Here is a 17,120-nt window from a genome sequence, read left to right on the forward strand (position 1 = left end):
AGTCACCACCTTACCGCTATCGCGAAGTCCGGGCAGAGGAGCTCGCAGAGCTTGCACTTGACGCACTTTTCCGCATTGACGGGGACCGGGTAGTGGACACCCTTTTCGCTGAGCTCCTTGCTCCACTCAAACACTTTTCTCGGGCACATTTCAACGCAAACACCGCAGCCCTTGCAGAGAAAAGTGTCGACGTCGATTTCAACAACACCTTCCGCCTTGCCGGTAACGAGGTAGTTCTCCTTCACGACAAAGGTTTTCCCTTCGACAGCTGCCATAAGCATCACCCACGATTTGCTAAGCCCTTTTACGTTTGTCAACATTTAAAGCTTTCGTGGGTGCCCATAAATGGGCATCAAAGAATCACGGGGGGCGTTATAAGTATAACGAAAAGAGGGTATGAAAACTCTTTCAAAAACGAAATACATTCACCACGTCAGCAGCTGCCAGTCGAGGAGGCCGTTCTCAACTATATACCCCCACCTCTCGCGGCACTCCAGCTTGAGGTTCTCGATGTGGGTTAAATCCTGCGTTGCCGAGAACTTCTTTATTGCCCTTCCTATGGTCCGGTCGTAGTCCGTGAGGCAGTTATGTGGCCCGCGCTTCGAGCCAGCTCCCACCGGGTCGCTCAGGATTCTCTTGTTGGGGAAGCGCTTCTTCGCCCATATTAGGACTTCAACCGCGCTCCAGAGCCAGGGCGGGCGATACTCATTCTTCTCCCAGAGTCTCTCGTAGAGGGTCCCCTTCTGGATATCGGTGATGTTTATCGAGAAGGTGTCGGTGTAGGGCTCGGCTTTGATTATGCTCTCCTTCGCGTCCTCTATGCCGTCGCGTTCGCTCAGGAAAATCGGCTTCAGCAGGAGGTATGTTTTGACCTTTGCCCCGGCTTCGTGTGTAATCTCGGCCGCTTTAACGAAGTCCTCGAAGGTGTTCCCCTTGTTGATTGAGACATCGGCTATATCGTCGTTGGCCGTTTCAAGACCTATGGCAACTTCGAAGTGCTTATCCGGGACGATCTCTGCCAGCTCCTTAACGGCCTCGTATCTCACGAGTTCGCTCCTGCTCTCTACCACGATTTCCTCGACGTTTTCCATCCCAGCTAAAAGCTCGAAGATTCTCCTCCGGGTTTCGGGCTTCAGCTCACCGTTGTCGAGGAAAGAGCCGGAGGTGAACATTCTCACCGCGAAAGGACCATTCTTGCCTTCGATTTTTTTAAGGGCCTCCTTAACGTAGTCCACTATGGCGTCCTGGCTCCACCTGACCCTAGGTGCCGCGGTGGGGTAGGCGCACATGTAACAGGCCTGGTTGATCCTGAAGCGGTAGCAGCCGATGGTCGGAAGGATTATGAAAAGTGCCGTTCCGGGTCTGCCGGCGACATTGTCCTCGCTCGTCCAGTATGTCATTCTCTCACCTAAGCCTCGCTGGGAGTTAGGGTTTTTAAAGGTGAGGGAAGTTTTAAATTGATCGGCACCGAGGGTTTTAATGGTGAGAAAATGGAGGACGTTGAGAAAATCATAGCCCGTCACAAGACTGACGATCCCCTTTGGCTTGAGATTCAACTCGCCCTTCTTTTGGGCAAGATTGTCAAGGAAGAAGCACTGAGAAGGGCTAAGGGAATAATGAAAACCTCCAAATCCTGGCAGAAGCTGGAGGCGGAAATGTATGATGGGCCTTTCTTGGATTGGAAAAACTCTTTTGAGGGCACCTGACTATTCTCCAGAAGGTGGTTGAATGGTCAAAATCCTCCTCATCAACGACGACGGCATCTACTCCAACGGCCTGCGCGCGGCGGTGAAGGCCCTGAGCGAGCTCGGCGAGGTGTATGTGGTTGCACCTCTCTTCCAGAGGAGCGCGAGCGGAAGGGCAATGACTCTCCACAGGCCAATAAGGGCCAAGCGCTTCCACATTCCAGGCGCGAAGGTGGCCTACGGCATAGATGGAACGCCGACAGACTGCGTTGTGTTCTCAATAGCGCGCTTCGGGAACTTTGACCTGGCAGTTAGCGGGATAAACCTCGGCGAGAACCTCAGCACGGAGATAACGGTTTCTGGAACAGCCTCGGCCGCCATAGAAGCCTCCACCCATGGGATTCCAAGTATAGCTATAAGCCTCGAAGTGGAGTGGAAGAGAACGCTTGGGGAAGGTGAAGGAATAGACTTTTCCGTTGCGTCCCGTTTTCTGGGGAGGATAGCCAGGGCGGTTCTTGAGAAAGGCCTGCCAAAGGGTGTGGACATGCTCAACGTGAACGTGCCGGGCGATGCAACGCCTGAGACAGAAATAGCAATAACGAGACTCGCGAGGAAGCGCTACTGCCCAACGGTTGAAGAGCGCATAGACCCCAAGGGCAACCCCTACTACTGGATCGTGGGCAAACTTGTTCGGGACTTCGAGCCGGGAACGGATTCCTATGCGCTGAAGGTGGAGAGAAAGGTGAGCGTCACGCCGGTGAACATTGACATGACGGCGAAGGTGGATTTTGAAGAACTCAGAAACGTCCTTTTTGGCAATACATAGATGCATGGATGTGCTCTTTATTTCTGAAAAACAGAAGAGTAATTGTCCTTTTAGAATAAGTGATCAAAAAACTTTTTAAGATGTTTTACTATACGACTTATGGTGGTCCATAATGTACCGGCTGAGTACCCGTATGTTGGTGTTTTTTTGCGGTTTTGGTTTTGAGTAGCTTCGCGGGAGCTTTGAGTTTGGTTCCCCCAAAGGGCCACGACGGCTTTGTAACGCCAGAGGAAGCAATGCTCGTTGCCCAGAGGCACCTTCAGTGGGCGTCTTCAAACGTTCCGAACTTTGAAGACTGGAAGAACTCGAAACTTTCTCAGCCTGTGGTGTATTACTTCCCCAACGGAACCAAGAGCGCCTACGAGTTCACCGTGCTGGTGAACGGTAAGCCCGATGGATTCATACTCGTGGCGGCTCAGAGGTATATGCCCCCGGTTCTTGAGTTCAGCAAAGGTGAAACGCCAAGTAAGAGGCTGAAAAGAGTCGGCATGGCTAGAGTCAGAGGATTCTCAGTAGGGAAACACAGACTACTTTATTACGGTGCATTGAGCTACAGCGTAGAGTTGGGGAATGGAAAGGCCATGAACGTTTACGGAAAGGTTTCTTCAGTCCCCAAAACTGTCAAACTCTCATTCTCTCCAAAACATGTGGCGAATATATGGAGAGCCCTTGAGACTTCATCAGCAAGTGAACCTACGATCGGGATTCTATCAGATGACATATACACCAAAATTATACCCAATGTTCCAATATGGACTGAGATGGATCCATACTTTGGAGACCCGAAAAATTTGTCAAAGAGTTATCCGAAGAACGTTGGGCCAGATGGAGATCCATGGGATGCATGGGATGGGTGCACTCCCATTGCTGCCGCACAGATTATAGCATACCATGAGCATCCAGAAATCTATGAAAACGGTTATTACACTCAGGAATACAAGGAGTACATGACGTCTTTGGTTGACATCCTCCACCACACCATGGGGACGTTTGATACAAAAGACAAGAAGGGATGGACTTGGTGGTGTGGATATCCCGGTTCCGATGCGTGTGATGGCATTGAGTCCTTTGCAAGTGAATATCAGAGATTAAAGGATCAGGGGATAGTTTCATGGTCTCTTGTAAACAACTATGATGCGCAACCCACTTGCACATTAGGATTGTGCTCTTGGTTTGGTTATATAGAGGCAGATGATGTAATTAATGAAGTTGACAACAACCGTCCTATCCTCCTTCAACTTCACAATGGCGGAAGCGCAACGGATGGACAAGGGCCTTACGGAGACCATAGTGTGGTTATAACAGGGTACGTGGGGAATTCTAACACAGTGGATTATCTGGTCATTCACAGCGGTTGGGATATGTATGAGCACTATCTTGCATGGGGCAACTGGGGCTCGCATACTCACCTTGTAAAAATAATCCCTGAAAAGAGGTGATCCCATGAAACTCCCAAGAATCCTCATTCCTTTTTTTGCTTTTGTGTGGGAATTAATACTTCCCTTCAAAATTCCTGTAGGATACTATATTAAAGGCGGAATGGTCTGGTTCGAGAACTGGACTGGCCCCGCCGGGAGGCCCTACGTCTGTTGGACGAAGTACTCTCCTTCTCCGATCTTCATTGTTCTGGTTCTTCTTCCTGCGCTCGTGCTCCTGGTTTCATATATTTTCCACAGGGAGTCATCACTTAGAAATCTTGGCCTTTCCATGTTGTTTTCACTATTGGCTGCGACCATAGCACCGGTTTTCATGCTTGACCCCTCCATCAATTCTATTCTAATCATGCTCGTTTCCTTGAGCAGTGGAATCACCCTAGGGAAAGACATTGGGGATAGGGCAATTCTCGCCTTTGGAGGATTTTTACCGGGGCTGGTGGTTATATTCGTAATATCTGCTCAATTCTACGGTGCGTGCTAGAGATACCCAATGGGGGAAGTCCGTGAAAGCAGGTGATGTAAAGTTCCCAAGGGGGTGAATTAATGAGCCCTAAAGAATTCATTCCGCATATCCTTTCCATTATCTTTGCAACGGCCTGGGAGCTTGTACTTGCCTATAGCAGCCGGACCATCGGTGGGTATTACGTTGAGAAAGGCACGATTTTCTTTGAGAACTGGACGGGTGGAGCCGGAAGACCCTGCGTTTCCTGGATCAGATACTCCCCATCAGTGAAGTTCTTTCTACTGGTCCTGCTTCCGGCACTCGTCCTTCTCGTCCTGTACCTCCGGTTCAGAGAGCCAGCATTGAAGAGATTGGCACTCTCAACGGGAGTACCTCTTCTGTCGGTGATTGTCGTCTACTTTAAAACCACTGGGCCGGGTGTTTTGTTTGTTCTGGTCCTTGTCTCGGCCCTGGTCGGCGGAGGATTTGGGAGGGACTGGCGGGAAAAAGTGCTACTCAGTATTGCGGGCTTTCTACCAGGTCTTATAGTAGGTATGACAATAGCGGCTGAACTCACGGTCGTATGGTGTTAATGGGTGGTGGTTGAACCATAAAGCTCCGCTCCACCCTTTATTGTAGGTGGAATGGTGTTTCTCTCCACTGGAGTTTCTGAACAAGCCAGTGCCCTGAAAACTCCCCTCGCTTGGTATCTCAACGGGGCTTCCGGTTCTGTTGGCAATTTTTGAGGTGAGCTATACCGTGAAGCGCCATCGAACCATTAAGAAAAAGCTGAGGCTCTTCTGAGCGATTGCCCTCTTAGAAAGTGGAAACATAGTAGAGTGGCTAAACGGGGAAAAGCAAAAAAGATTGGCCGCTACTCCCCGAAAATCCTCTCCACGAACCACTTCTCGTCGAAGGGCCTTAGGTCGTCGTAGCCCTGTCCAACGCCAACGAAGAGTATCGGCGCGCCAATCGCGTGGCTTATGCTCAAGGCCGCACCGCCCCTTGCGTCCGCGTCGAGTTTCGTGAGGATTACCCCGTCTATCTTTACGGCCTCATTGAACTGCTTTGCCTGCTCCACCACCGAGTTGCCTGCTAAGCTGTCGCCGACGAATATCACCAGATCGGGATTGGTTACGCGCGCTATCTTCTTCATCTCGTCCATCAGGTTCCTGTTCAGCTCGTTCCTTCCGGCGGTGTCTATGAGGACGACGTCAATGTTTCTGGCCTTGGCGTGCTGGATTGCATCGTAAGCAACAGCCGCCGGGTCGGCGCCGTAGGAGTGTTTTATGACCTTAACGCCAACCCTCTTCGCGTGCTCCTCAACCTGCTCTATCGCTCCAGCCCTGAAGGTGTCGCTCGCGGCTATGACGACTCCGAGGCCGTTCTTCTTGAGCCAGTGGGCGAGCTTGGCTATGGTCGTCGTCTTTCCGGAGCCGTTGAAGCCCACGAAGGCTATGACGAAGGGCTTCTCCCCCTTTGACCTGATAAGCTCGATGAGGTCTATCCTTTTCTCCGGCGTGAGAACTTCCAGAACGGCCTCTCTAACGGCGTTTTCAACGATGGCCTTCTTGTTGGTTCCTATTTTTACCTTCTGGCCGACGAGTTTCTCCTTTATCCTCTCTTTGAGCTCCTCAACGGTTTCGAGGGCGACGTCCGCCTCGAGAAGCTCTATCTCCAGATCCCAGAGGGCGTTTTCCACGTCCTTCTCACTTATTTCAGTCTGTGAAACCCTTTCCACGAATGAGCCTAACTTCTCCTTGAGCTTTCCCAGCATCTTTACCACCTGATGAGCGAGAGACTTAGGCATATATAATTATTATGAATGCCCTCGGCGATAGCTGGTGTCATCACACCTCAGACCCGAAGCCACTCGTCATCGGGCGGGAGTGTCTCCTCCCGGGGGTTTATAAACCACACGTGCCCGTTCAGTACCTCCTGACGTAGGTCTTGCTCTCAACTATTCGCCCGCTCTCCAGACGCATCACATCGACCCTTTCAAAGCCGACGGTTTCCCTCTTGTATGCGATTAGGTAGTCAATGAAGTCCTTGATTCTGTAGCGCGTTATCGAATCCTTCACGTACTTGTGTTCGTACAGCAGAATGAGCTTGTCCCTGTGCTCTTCCAGCCACTCCCGGAGCTTTTCCCTCTCTGCCTTCGAGCGCGAGAGGGGGTTGATTATCAGGTACACATCGAAGTCGTCGCTCTCAAACGGTGGGCCTATGTAGATGTCACCGTTCACCTGGAATGGAATGTATTCGGCAAGCACGCGCCTGCCGTCCCTGCTCCAGGCATTGATGTATATTCTCGCAAGTCTCTTCCCGTCTCCCGTTATTAAAACGGCTCCCGAGTCCAGTTCGGCTATTTTCTTCAGCATGGTCATCACAAAAAACTTTTATCAGGTGGTTAAAATTCTTTCTCAAATTTTCGGTTCTTTTATGACCGCAAACTATATATTCCGTCCGGAGTTATACCTTTGAAAACTCGTGGGGTGTTAACATGAAGAAATGGCTGAGCCTGTTTTTAATAGGCCTTATGGCCCTTAGCGTCGTGGCCAGTGGCTGTATATCCCCCGGTGGAGAGGAGTCCACTAAAGGCGCCATTGCCATCGTCTATGATGTCGGCGGAAGGGGTGACCTGAGCTTCAACGACATGGCGTACCTCGGTGCCAGCAAGGCGGCGAAGGACTTCAACCTCGACCTCGTTGAGCTCCAGAGCAACAGCGAGGACGACTACGTTAAAAACCTCGAAACCCTTGCCGCCCAGAAGAAGTACCTCGTTATCATAGCCGTCGGCTTCATGATGACCGACGCCGTTAAGCAGGTCGCGGACGAGTATCCCGACCAGAAGTTCGCCATTATCGATGGTTACATTCCTGACAAGGACAACGTCATGAGCATCCTCTTCAAGGAGAACGAGGGTTCGGCCCTTGCCGGTGCACTCGCTGGCCTCATAGCGGCCAACGACGGCAAGGACAAGGTCGGCATCGTTCTCGGAATGGAGATACCGGTTCTCTACAAGTTCGAAGCAGGCTACCGCTTTGGTGTTAAGTGGGCCGAGGACTACTACAAGCAGAAGGAGGGCAAGGACGTTACCATAGACGTCCTCTACCAGTACACCGGAAGCTTCGGCGACGCCGCCAAGGGTAAGGCCGCGGCCAGGGCCCAGCTCGCCCAGGGTGCCTGGGTCATCTACCAGGTCGCCGGCGGAACCGGGCTCGGTGTCTTTGACGCGGTTGGAGAGGTCCTCGACTCCCAGGGTAAGAAGATGGGTCCGCCGTTCGCTATCGGTGTTGACTCCGCCCAGGACTGGATCAAGCCAGGCGTTATCATAGCCAGCATGATGAAGCGCGTTGACGTCGGTGTTTACAAAGCCGTTGAGGCTGCGGTTAACGGCGACTTCAGGGGAGGAATAGTCGAGCTCGGCCTCAAAGAGGGCGGTGTCGGCATAAGCACCGTGGACGACGTTATGGCCATGTTCGACTCACTTCCTGAGGACACTCAGAAGCAGAAGCTCAAGGACCTCGGCTTCAACAGCAGGGACGAGCTCAAGAAGTATCTCGAGGACACCAGGGCCCAGGTTCCCAACTGGATATGGGAAGCCGTGAACGATCTTGCGGGCAAGATCAAGACCGGTACCATCAAGGTTCCGGCTCCCATGGACAAAGACGGAATTATAGAAGTTAGGAACGCCAAGACCTGGCAGGAAATGATGGAACTCGCCAAGTGACCCTTTTGATTTTCTTTTCTCTACTTTCAAAGGGGGTGCGGCAATGGAGAGAACACCAATAATCGAGATGAAGGGAATCGTCAAGGTCTATCCTGACGGCACAAAGGCCCTCAAAGGCGTTGATCTTACGGTTAATAAAGGCGAGATTTTGGGTCTCCTCGGTGAGAACGGCGCCGGAAAGACCACCCTCATGAAGATCCTCTTCGGGATGCTCCATCCCACGTCAGGTAAAATTCTCATCAGGGGCGAAGAGGTTCGCTTTAAGAGCCCCTCCGATGCCATCGCCCACGGCATCGGTATGGTTCACCAGCACTTCACGCTCGTTGAAGTTTTCGATGCCCTCCACAACATAATCCTGGGCATGGAGGGCCACGGGGCGTTTTCTAAGATAGACGTTGACAGGGCTAGGGAAAGGCTCCAGAAGCTCATGGACGACCTGAACTTCCAGGTGCCCCTTGAAATTCCCGTCGAGGACCTCCCCGTTGGTGTTCAGCAGAGAATAGAGATCCTCAAGATGCTCTACCGCGACGTTGATGTCCTCATCCTCGATGAGCCCACGGCGGTTCTCACGCCCATAGAGGTCGAGGAGCTGTTCCGCGTCCTGAGGCAGCTCAAGGCAGAGGGCAAGACCATCATCTTCATCAGTCACAAGCTCAACGAGGTTATCGAGCTGACAGACCGCGTCACCGTCATCAGGAAGGGCGAGGTCATCGGAACGGTCAACACGAGCGAGGCAACGCCCCAGCTCCTTGCCAAGATGATGGTCGGCAGGGATGTTGTTCTTAAGGTAGAGAAGCCGCCAAAGGAGCCCGGTGAGCCGATTCTGCGCGTCGAGAACCTCAAGGTGATAGGTGACCGTGGCGAGATTGCTGTCAACGGCCTCTCGTTCGATGTCCGCGCCGGCGAGATATTTGGAATAGCGGGCGTCGAGGGCAACGGCCAGACCGAGCTGATTGAGGCGATTTCCGGTCTCCGGAAGGTGGAGGGCGGCAGAATATATCTTCAGGGCAAGGACATCACGGGCAAGGGACCAAGGGAGCTCTACGACCTTGGAATGGCGCACATACCTGAGGATAGAACCCACATGGGCCTCATCCTGGACATGACTGTAACTGAAAACTCCGTCCTCGGCCTCCACTGGCACCCCAGGTTCCAGCGCTTCAAGGGCGTTATAAACTGGAGCAAGGCCAGAGAACACGCCAGGTCGCTTATAGAGCAGTTTGACATCTCCGCCCCGGGTACCGAGGCACCGGTTAAATCCCTCAGCGGTGGAAATCAGCAGAAGCTCATCGTTGCAAGGGAGGTCAGCAAGGAGCCCATATTCATCATCGCGGCCCAGCCGACGCGCGGTGTCGATGTCGCCTCGACGGAGTACATAAGGAACTACCTCGTCAAGCTCAGAAACGAGGGCAAGGCCGTCCTTCTGGTCTCGGCCGATCTGGACGAGGTTATTCAGCTCAGCGACAGGATGGGAATCATCTACGAGGGCGAGTTCATGGGCATTGTGAAGCCCGAGGAAGTGAACACGGAAGAGATAGGAATGATGATGGGGGGAATACGCTATGAAGAAATCAGGAAGTGAGTCCCTGAAGTCAATAAACCTTCGCCCCTTCGTTGAGAGCCTCATAGCCATACTCGTGGGTTTCATCATCGGTGCGATAGTCCTCCTGGCCTTCGGCTACAACCCGTGGTCCGCGTACTACTGGCTCTTCCAGGGTGCCCTTGGATCCACGTACGGAATAGCGTCCACGCTCAAGTACGCGACCCCGATAATGCTCACGGCGCTCACCTTTGCGATTGGTACCAGAACCGGAATCTTCAACATAGGTGCAGAAGGCTCCTTCTACTTCGGAGCCATAGCGGCGGTGATATTCACCAACGTCTGGAACAACATGCTCTTCGGCCTCGTCATGGGTATGCTCCTCGGAGCACTCTGGGCCTTGCCTGCGGCGGTTCTCAAGGTCTACCGCGGCGTTCACGAGGTCATCTCAACAATCATGCTCAACTGGATTGGCTGGTTCTTCGTTCTCTGGCTCATAGTTGGCCCCTACGCCAACCCCAACGACCCCAACAAGACCATCAGGATACCAGTTGATGCCAGGCTTCCCATCCTCGGCTACGGACTTTCGATAGCGGTAGTCATCGCGGTCGTTGCCGCGGTGCTCACCTACTTCCTGCTCTGGCACACCACTATGGGATTTGGCATGCGTGCCAGCGGAATAAACCAGAAAGCCGCACGCTACGCGGGAATGAATCCAAAGATGGCGGTCATGTGGTCTTTCCTCATCGGTGGTCTCCTCAGCGGCCTCGGCGGTGCCATGAAGATCATGGGAGAGGGACCGGGCTACGCCATCAGCCAGGGCGGTGCGAACATATACGGCTTCGGTTTCGACGGAATAGGCGTTGCCCTCGTCGGAAGGAACCACCCGCTGGGCATAATCCTGTCGGCAATATTCTTTGGAATGCTCCGCGCTGGAACGGCGCTAATGCAGGCTCAGGCCCACGTCCCGCTGGAGATCATCAAGGTCATCCAGGGAATCATCGTCATAACCGTCGCCATCCCGAGCCTGTACGACCTGGTTAAGAAAGCAATCCACAGGGGGGCTGCCTGATGGACGTTGGATCCGTGCTCTCCATCCTGATAACCTCCCTAATGGCCATGGTGCCCATAGTGCTCACTAGCGTTGGTGCCGCGTGGAGCGAGCGTGCCGGTGTGGTCAGCATCGGCTACGAGGGTGTACTCCTGATGAGCGCCTTCTTCGGCGCGATATTCGCCGAACTGACCAGCAACGCGGTTATGGGACTGCTTGGCGGCGTTTTCATCGGAATACTCCTCGGCATGCTGCACGGCGTCCTCACCGTCTACCTAAAGGGGGACCACGTTATCCCCGGTATAGGCATCAACCTGCTCGCCATGGGTGTCGTTCCCTTCGGTATCCTCGCCTACTGGGGAACCGCCGGCCAGCACCAGCTCCCGCACGATGCCCAGATGTGGCACTGGAAGACGCCCTACGGTGAGCTCAGTCCGATGGTTCTGGTGACCATCCTCATCGCGCTGGTCACCTGGTGGGTGCTCTTCAAGACCCCACTCGGCCTCCGCGTGCGCTCCGTCGGTGAGAACCCGGAGGCGGCAGACGCGCTGGGCATAAACGTCGAGAAATACAGGTTCTGGTCAACGGTCTATGGGCACGCCCTGGCCGGCCTCGGTGGGGCATTCATGAGCGTTGACTGGCTCGGCCTCGTGCACAAGACCATGTCCGGAGGCAGGGGTTTCATAGCCCTCGCCAACATGGTCTTCAGTGGCTGGAACCCGCTCGTCTCCCTCATCGGCGGCTGGCTCTTCGGATTCTTCGACGCCCTTGCCGCGTGGCTCGCCCCGAAGCACATAATCCCTGGGCAGTTCATCCTGATGCTGCCCTACATAATGACCCTCATCATCGTGGCGGGGATAATAGGCAAGGCCAGACCGCCGAAGTGGGACGGAAGGCCCTACAAGAGGGAGTGACCATTTCTTTTCTCTGCTTTTTATCTGCCTCCACGATGGCAAAATACTGGCCACAGTGGGGAAAAGAAGAGTGAATCATTTCTTGAGTATAACCCCGAGGGCGACACCAAGGACGATACCAACGACCAGGGAGAGCGCCACGTATCTTCCCACGTCGTCCCTCCGGGCCGGCGGGGTTTCTCCCGGCCTTCCGCCGAGGGCCTTAAGAATAGCCGCGCTGTTCTCGATTAGAACCTCCGTGTAGGGCCTGTCGCTCCAGAAGACCGTTATCTCTGCCAGCGGCTTTCCGCTCTTGGCGGCGAGCTCCTTTGCGGCATCCTTCATCTGGTCCGGGCTGTCCCTGGCGTAGACTACGAGGTCAGTTCCTTCGGCGGTTCCAAGGAGCTCGTCGATGCCTATGGCTGGAACCTCCTCCTCTGGCTTTATTGAGGCAATTGCCCGTATCCCAAGCCACTCGATGGCGTACTCGTCGGGCGGCATCTGGATGACGGCGGTTTTATTGTCCTCAACCAGCGCCCTGTATGCCTCCACTATCGTCCCAACCCTGCTCTCGAAGTCCTTGTAACTCGACCTGTAAAGCCCGGCCCCCGAGGGGTTGACCCTCTCGAGCGCCTTTTCTGTGGCTCTCGCTATGGCCAGGGCATTGGTCGGGTCCAGCCAGACGCCGTGCGGGTTGTCCTTATCGTTGTACCAGTATTCGGGGAGATAGCGGAAGCCCTCGCGCTTGTAGTCATCGAGGAAAAGTGCCTCCCCCGTTATCGTACCCTCATCAATCAGCTCGGCTATCTTCTTCTCTACCGGGAGATGGCCGCCGGTGGTTACTATCACGTCGGCTTTCCTCAGGAGTTCGATCTGGCTCGCGGTTAGCTGGTACTCGTGGGGGTCGGCTCCTGGTGGAATGAGGTAGACGACCTCAACGGAGTCTCCGAAGGCGTCCTGAACTATCGAAGCAATCGGGGCTATGCTTGTAACTACGAGGGGTTTCTCTGAGGAGGCTCCGGCGAAGGGGATGAGCCCTGCCGCCGCGGTTAGTAAGATGAATGTGATAATCAATCCTCTCGCCCTCATTTTCGGTCACCCGAACTCTTTTTAATGGCCGGCTTTAAAAAGCCCTCGGAAACTTTAAATACCCCTAGCCGAAATACCACCGGGTGTCGTGATGGAGCGACTGTGGGCTTTAATAATCCTCACGCTCTTCATCGGAGCGGCCGCACCGCAGGTGACCGGCTACGATGTGACCGGAAAGGTGAGCGTCGAGATAAGTCCCAACTCGGAGCTGCTGAGCGTGGTTTACTACCTTGCCTTTGGACGGAGCGACCCCTTTGTCATAGACCGTGGCGGTTATCTCGATGAGGTTGATTCGTACTTTGCCCCCTACAGGAACCACCGCGCGGTTCAGATGCTTCGAGAACACCTTGAAAAGGCCGCTTCCATCTCGGAGAGGGACCTTAGACTGTTCTACACAGAATACTACCTCCTTCTCTGCACAGAACCTCCTGAGCTCCAGCCCTGGGGGAACATCGACGACCCCTGGACCCTCGACTTCATCGAGGCCCTTAGGGACTTCGCCAGGGAGAGCGACTTCATGGCCTTTTACAGAACCCATCAGAATTACTACCGAGAAGACCTCGGGATATACACGAACGCGCTCTCGCTCCTGCCACCGGACGAGTTCCTGAGCAGGTACACCGACGTTTCTAACGTTCGCTTCGAGTTCCTGCACCCGTTCCTGGTGGCAATACACGGCCACAGCTTCAACCCCGTCAGGGACGGCGTCCAGATATACGGGGCCGGGGGAATGGTGCCGCTCGTGAGACGCGACCCCCAGAGGACGGCCTGGAGCTACAAGACCGCTAGAGACACGATGTTCGGCCTGCCCCTCAACAGGGACTACGTGAACAACACGGGCCTCGACGAGCTTATCTACCTGGGCTTCGTCTACCACGAGCTGGGCCACGACATTACTCTGCCGGGCCTCTACGCCAACTACGGCGACACCTACTCGCTGGCCTACCTGGAGGAGGCCATTGAGGAGGACATGCCCTACCTCGCGCGCTACGACATTCACTTCTGGGACCGGACGGGAATGATATACGAGGGCTTCGCCGACGGCTGGCTGGACTTCGCGCTCTCCAACGTGGACCCTGACTACGCAGCTCTGGCGGTGTGGCTCCAGAGGGCCTGGGGCGAGTTCTGGATAGACGAGGTGCTCCAGCTCTACGGCAAGTACGCGGCAATGAGCGTCGGGAACTCCGTCCCCATTGACGACTACGTGGACGAGATGCTCGTTGACCTGAGAACCATGATTCCCCCTGAGAATGCCGGGAAGATCTACAGCGAGCGCGTCCCGGTGACCCCGCTGAGGGCCTTCGACAGGGGCGCCGTTACAGGAAAAGTCGTGGTGGTCTACGGAACGCAAAACCCAGACCCAAAGGGAACGGAATACGACAGAGAAACCGCTGAACTCATAGCCGAGAACCTCAGGATCTTCTACTCCCAGTGGAACGGGACGGTGGAGGTTTCGATCAAGGCGGACGTGAACGTCACCGACGAGGACCTGGGGTCGAACTTGGTGCTGGTTGGAGGGCCTTACTCAAACTCGCTCGTCGATGAGCTGGACGAGGACTTTCCGCTCCGCTTCGTGCCCGTGGGAGACGGCCACTGGGTCCTCGAGAAGAATCCTGGCCAGGAGGTTTACTCCTACGTTCTAACGGAGAACGATGAAGACCCAGTTATCGCGGGGGAGCTTGGGAACATCACGGGAACCGCCGTAATAATGGCTGTGATGAACCCCTACAACCCTGGAAACTACATCGTCTGGGTGGCGGGAGAGAACAGGAACCTGACGGCCCTCTTCCAGAACCCGACCTACTACCTGAGCAGCTACGAAATATGGAGTGAAAAGGGAATAGAAATTGGCTTCTACGTTCAGCCGCTGGCGTCTCCGTGAGGGGATTTCTCCCCGCCCTTTCCGTTTCCGTTGCTCTTGATGTGGGGTTTGCCGATGGCTATCGTGAACCCCTTGAAGCTGTCGTCCTTTCTGTTGAACTCTATCGCCAGCGGAAGCCCGTTGTCCTCGTTGAAGACTATGCGCACTATTCTCGCCCGCGAGTGGTCGTTCAGGTAGCCCTCCTTGAGGTCGTCGTAGTTATCGAGCACCTCATCTATGCTATCGCTGTGCATATCGTAGATTTCCCTAGCGTAAACGCTGTGGTTCCTGATTTCCTGAACCTTCTTTTCCCGGTCCAAGCTATCACACCCTCAGGCTTTGCGCCAGGCTCCCTCGCGGAACTTAAAAACTTTCCTGCGCTCTGCCATTCTGAGTGCTTCCTCAAGCTTGCCCTTCGGGACTTCCATCCCGTGGAGCTCCTTGAAAAGGTCGATGATTTCATCGGTGGTTAGAGCTTCCTTCTCCTCGAAGAGGTTGCCAACGAGGTTTATCATGTCCTCAACGAAGTTCCACGGGAAGACTATCCACGCCCAATCGATCTCCTCACCGTAGTAGTCGGGCTTGAAGCGCGAACCCCTGATGGTGAGGAGCGTTGCAACCTTTATCTCGGCCGGTTCCTTGCCCTCGATGTAGTTCTTAGCTAGGGTTAGGCTCTCACCAGTGTCGCTGATGTCGTCGACGATGAGAACCTTCTTGCCGCTCAGGTCGTAGCTGGTGCCGTACTTGAGCCTTGCCTTCCCGTCCGGGGTCGCTGTAACGCCCCAGTGCTCGACCTTGAGGCTGACCAGGTCCTTGATGCCGAGGTAGTCGCAGTAGAGCCTCGCTGCAACCCAGCCCCCTCTGGCGAGCCCGACCACGACATCGGGCTTCCAGCCGTCTTCGAGAATCTTCCAGGCGCCTTCCTTTGCCCACCTTTCTATGTCGTCCCAAGAAGCGAGATAAGCCGGAAACTTCTTCATTGGATTTCCCTTAATTGAGCGGAGGGAAGGGTGTATTTAAGTGTTTTGCTCCAGGGCGTTGATTGGGGGATGATAAAAAAGGCTGGAAATCAGACCTTAACTCTCTTCCAAACCGTTCCCCGCGGGGTGTCCTCGAGCTGAACACCCATCTCCCTGAGCTGGGCCCTTATCATGTCGGCCAAAGCAAAGTTGCGCTCCTTCCTGAGCTGGGCGCGGACGTCGATGAGGAGCTGAATTAGCTTTTCTTCCTCACCCGCCCTCTGCTCCCTGAAGTAGTCCTCGAAGATGCCGAAGACCTCGCTTACGATCCTGAAGAACTCCAGCGCCTTGCGGAGGATGCTCTCCTTCGGCTTTTCTGCTTTCGTTAGATACCTGTTGACCGCGTTGCTTGCCTCGAACACCGCCTTTAACGCTTCGGCGGTGTTGAAGTCGTCGTCCATAGCACTGTAGAACTTCTCCCTCGCGTTTCTTATGGCCTCGTAGGCCTCGAACTCTTCCTGACCCCACTTGAATGCTATATCTGCCCTCTCCATGGCCACGCGGATGTTCTCGAGGGTGTTGTAGAGCCTCTCGAGGTTGTTCTTGGCGTGCTCCATGCCCTCCTCGGTGTAGTCAAGCGGTGAGCGGTAGTGCCTCTGGAGGATGAAGAGCCTTATGACCTCGGGGTCGTAGCGCTCCAGCATTTCCCTTATAGTCACGAAGTTGCCGAGACTCTTGCTCATTTTCTCCCCGTTCACCATCAGGAAGCCGGTATGGAGCCAGTACCTGACCCACTCGTGCCCCGTGCAGGCCTCGGTCTGGGCTATCTCGTTCTCGTGGTGCGGGAAGATGAGGTCGTTGCCGCCGCCGTGGATGTCAAAGCTCTCCCCGAGGTACTTGGTGCTCATCGTGGAGCACTCTATGTGCCAGCCGGGCCTTCCCTCGCCCCACGGTGAAGACCATTTAGGCTCTCCCGGCTTGGCCTTCTTCCAGAGGGCGAAGTCCTCGGGGTTCCTCTTGCCCTCGCCGGGCTCAACTCTTGCACCCTTCCTGAGCTCTTCAAGCTTTATCCCGCTGAGCTTTCCGTACTCCCTGAACCTCTGAACCTCGAAGTAAACGCCGTCAGAGCCTTCGTAGGCGTAGCCCTTCTCCTGGAGCTTCCTCACGAACTCTATAATGTCGTCCATGTGCTCGGTGACGCGCGGATAGACGTCGGCGGGCTTGACCTTCAGGGCCTTCATGTCCTCAAGGAAGAGGTGGAGGAACCTCTCGGCAAGCTTCCTTGGATCCTCTCCGGTTTCATTCGCCCTGCGGATAATTTTATCGTCGATGTCGGTGAAGTTCATAACCATGAGAACGCTGTAGCCGTGGTGCTCAAGGTATCTTCGGATAACGTCGAAGGCCACGTAGGTTCTGGCGTGGCCGAGGTGAGTGTAATCGTAAACCGTTGGCCCACAGACGTACATCCTGACCTCCCCGTCTCTCAAAGGCCTGAACTCCTCCTTCTGCTTTGTCAGGGTGTTGTACACTCTTATAGCCATTTTCTCACCACCGGGGGAACTTCGCGAAGCCCTTTTATTAGGTTATCGCCTTCATTATGGCCAGATT

General features: G+C 54.6%; 18 protein-coding genes. 10 read left to right on the top strand and 8 right to left on the bottom strand.

Annotated elements, in window-relative coordinates; genetic code table 11:
* Positions 1 to 2: 2 nt before the first annotated feature.
* Complete coding sequence (locus TIRI35C_RS04870; protein WP_188203036.1) at positions 3 to 275, bottom strand: 2-oxoglutarate ferredoxin oxidoreductase subunit delta; 273 nt, start codon at positions 273 to 275, stop codon at positions 3 to 5.
* Between the two features lie 150 nt (positions 276 to 425).
* On the bottom strand, positions 426 to 1,400 hold the full coding sequence (locus TIRI35C_RS04875) for an archaeosine biosynthesis radical SAM protein RaSEA (protein WP_188201959.1): 975 nt from the start codon (positions 1,398 to 1,400) through the stop codon (positions 426 to 428).
* Positions 1,401 to 1,490: 90 nt separating this feature from the next.
* On the opposite strand from TIRI35C_RS04875, the gene TIRI35C_RS04880 reads away from it, so the two are divergent.
* The 5 genes from TIRI35C_RS04880 (at position 1,491) to TIRI35C_RS04900 (ending at position 4,982) form a co-directional block, all read left to right on the top strand.
* Complete coding sequence (locus TIRI35C_RS04880; RefSeq protein ID WP_188201960.1) at positions 1,491 to 1,706, top strand: hypothetical protein; 216 nt, start codon at positions 1,491 to 1,493, stop codon at positions 1,704 to 1,706.
* Between the two features lie 22 nt (positions 1,707 to 1,728).
* Positions 1,729 to 2,511: a 5'/3'-nucleotidase SurE gene (gene surE, locus TIRI35C_RS04885; protein ID WP_188201961.1), complete on the top strand. Its 783-nt coding sequence runs from the start codon at positions 1,729 to 1,731 to the stop codon at positions 2,509 to 2,511.
* Positions 2,512 to 2,672: 161 nt separating this feature from the next.
* Positions 2,673 to 3,950 carry a hypothetical protein gene (locus tag TIRI35C_RS04890; protein WP_188201962.1) on the top strand — a complete coding sequence of 426 codons (1,278 nt, stop codon included), beginning with the start codon at positions 2,673 to 2,675 and terminating at the stop codon, positions 3,948 to 3,950.
* A gap of 4 nt (positions 3,951 to 3,954) precedes the next feature.
* Positions 3,955 to 4,428, top strand: a complete 474-nt coding sequence (locus TIRI35C_RS04895) for a hypothetical protein (RefSeq protein WP_188201963.1) — start codon at positions 3,955 to 3,957, stop codon at positions 4,426 to 4,428.
* A 62-nt stretch (positions 4,429 to 4,490) separates the two neighbouring features.
* Positions 4,491 to 4,982, top strand: coding sequence for a hypothetical protein (locus tag TIRI35C_RS04900; protein WP_188201964.1), 492 nt, complete (start codon positions 4,491 to 4,493; stop codon positions 4,980 to 4,982).
* Positions 4,983 to 5,263: 281 nt separating this feature from the next.
* Here the strand turns inward: TIRI35C_RS04900 and ftsY are convergent, their stop codons facing one another.
* Both ftsY and TIRI35C_RS04910 read right to left on the bottom strand, forming a co-directional pair.
* Positions 5,264 to 6,166 (bottom strand): signal recognition particle-docking protein FtsY, encoded by a 903-nt coding sequence (ftsY, locus tag TIRI35C_RS04905; RefSeq protein WP_188203037.1) that lies wholly within the window; start codon positions 6,164 to 6,166, stop codon positions 5,264 to 5,266.
* 151 nt (positions 6,167 to 6,317) lie between these two features.
* A complete protein-coding gene (locus TIRI35C_RS04910; RefSeq protein ID WP_188203038.1) occupies positions 6,318 to 6,767 on the bottom strand; it encodes a hypothetical protein in 450 nt (149 codons plus the stop codon).
* A gap of 122 nt (positions 6,768 to 6,889) precedes the next feature.
* Between TIRI35C_RS04910 and TIRI35C_RS04915 the strand changes: the two genes are divergently transcribed.
* From TIRI35C_RS04915 to TIRI35C_RS04930, 4 genes are read left to right on the top strand one after another with little or no spacing between them, the layout of a single operon-like run.
* Entirely contained in the window at positions 6,890 to 8,119 is a 1,230-nt protein-coding gene (locus tag TIRI35C_RS04915; RefSeq protein WP_188201965.1) for a BMP family lipoprotein, read from the top strand.
* Between the two features lie 43 nt (positions 8,120 to 8,162).
* The gene (locus tag TIRI35C_RS04920; RefSeq protein WP_188201966.1) at positions 8,163 to 9,701 is read left to right on the top strand and encodes an ABC transporter ATP-binding protein; all 1,539 of its coding nucleotides are present in this window, start codon (positions 8,163 to 8,165) and stop codon (positions 9,699 to 9,701) included.
* The gene (locus tag TIRI35C_RS04925; protein WP_188201967.1) at positions 9,682 to 10,731 is read left to right on the top strand and encodes an ABC transporter permease; all 1,050 of its coding nucleotides are present in this window, start codon (positions 9,682 to 9,684) and stop codon (positions 10,729 to 10,731) included. The genes TIRI35C_RS04920 and TIRI35C_RS04925 overlap by 20 nt, the downstream gene beginning before the upstream one ends.
* Entirely contained in the window at positions 10,731 to 11,624 is an 894-nt protein-coding gene (locus tag TIRI35C_RS04930) for an ABC transporter permease (protein ID WP_188201968.1), read from the top strand. Before TIRI35C_RS04925 ends, TIRI35C_RS04930 begins: the two co-directional genes overlap by 1 nt.
* 75 nt (positions 11,625 to 11,699) lie before the next feature.
* On the opposite strand, the gene TIRI35C_RS04935 is transcribed toward TIRI35C_RS04930, so the two are convergent.
* Positions 11,700 to 12,692: a metal ABC transporter solute-binding protein, Zn/Mn family gene (locus TIRI35C_RS04935; RefSeq protein ID WP_188201969.1), complete on the bottom strand. Its 993-nt coding sequence runs from the start codon at positions 12,690 to 12,692 to the stop codon at positions 11,700 to 11,702.
* Between the two features lie 91 nt (positions 12,693 to 12,783).
* Between TIRI35C_RS04935 and TIRI35C_RS04940 the strand changes: the two genes are divergently transcribed.
* A complete protein-coding gene (locus tag TIRI35C_RS04940; protein ID WP_188203039.1) occupies positions 12,784 to 14,574 on the top strand; it encodes a DUF4932 domain-containing protein in 1,791 nt (596 codons plus the stop codon).
* Here TIRI35C_RS04940 and TIRI35C_RS04945 read toward each other — a convergent pair.
* The 3 genes from TIRI35C_RS04945 to cysS all read right to left on the bottom strand — a co-directional run bounded on the left by TIRI35C_RS04945 (position 14,553) and on the right by cysS (position 17,053).
* The gene (locus tag TIRI35C_RS04945; protein ID WP_188201970.1) at positions 14,553 to 14,873 is read right to left on the bottom strand and encodes a hypothetical protein; all 321 of its coding nucleotides are present in this window, start codon (positions 14,871 to 14,873) and stop codon (positions 14,553 to 14,555) included. The genes TIRI35C_RS04940 and TIRI35C_RS04945 overlap by 22 nt on opposite strands.
* A gap of 12 nt (positions 14,874 to 14,885) precedes the next feature.
* On the bottom strand, positions 14,886 to 15,533 hold the full coding sequence (locus TIRI35C_RS04950) for a phosphoribosyltransferase (protein ID WP_188201971.1): 648 nt from the start codon (positions 15,531 to 15,533) through the stop codon (positions 14,886 to 14,888).
* Positions 15,534 to 15,622: 89 nt separating this feature from the next.
* Entirely contained in the window at positions 15,623 to 17,053 is a 1,431-nt protein-coding gene (cysS, locus tag TIRI35C_RS04955; protein WP_188201972.1) for a cysteine--tRNA ligase, read from the bottom strand.
* Positions 17,054 to 17,120: the final 67 nt, after the last annotated feature.

Origin of the sequence: Thermococcus camini, assembly GCF_904067545.1 — an archaeon.
GTDB lineage: Archaea > Methanobacteriota_B > Thermococci > Thermococcales > Thermococcaceae > Thermococcus > Thermococcus camini.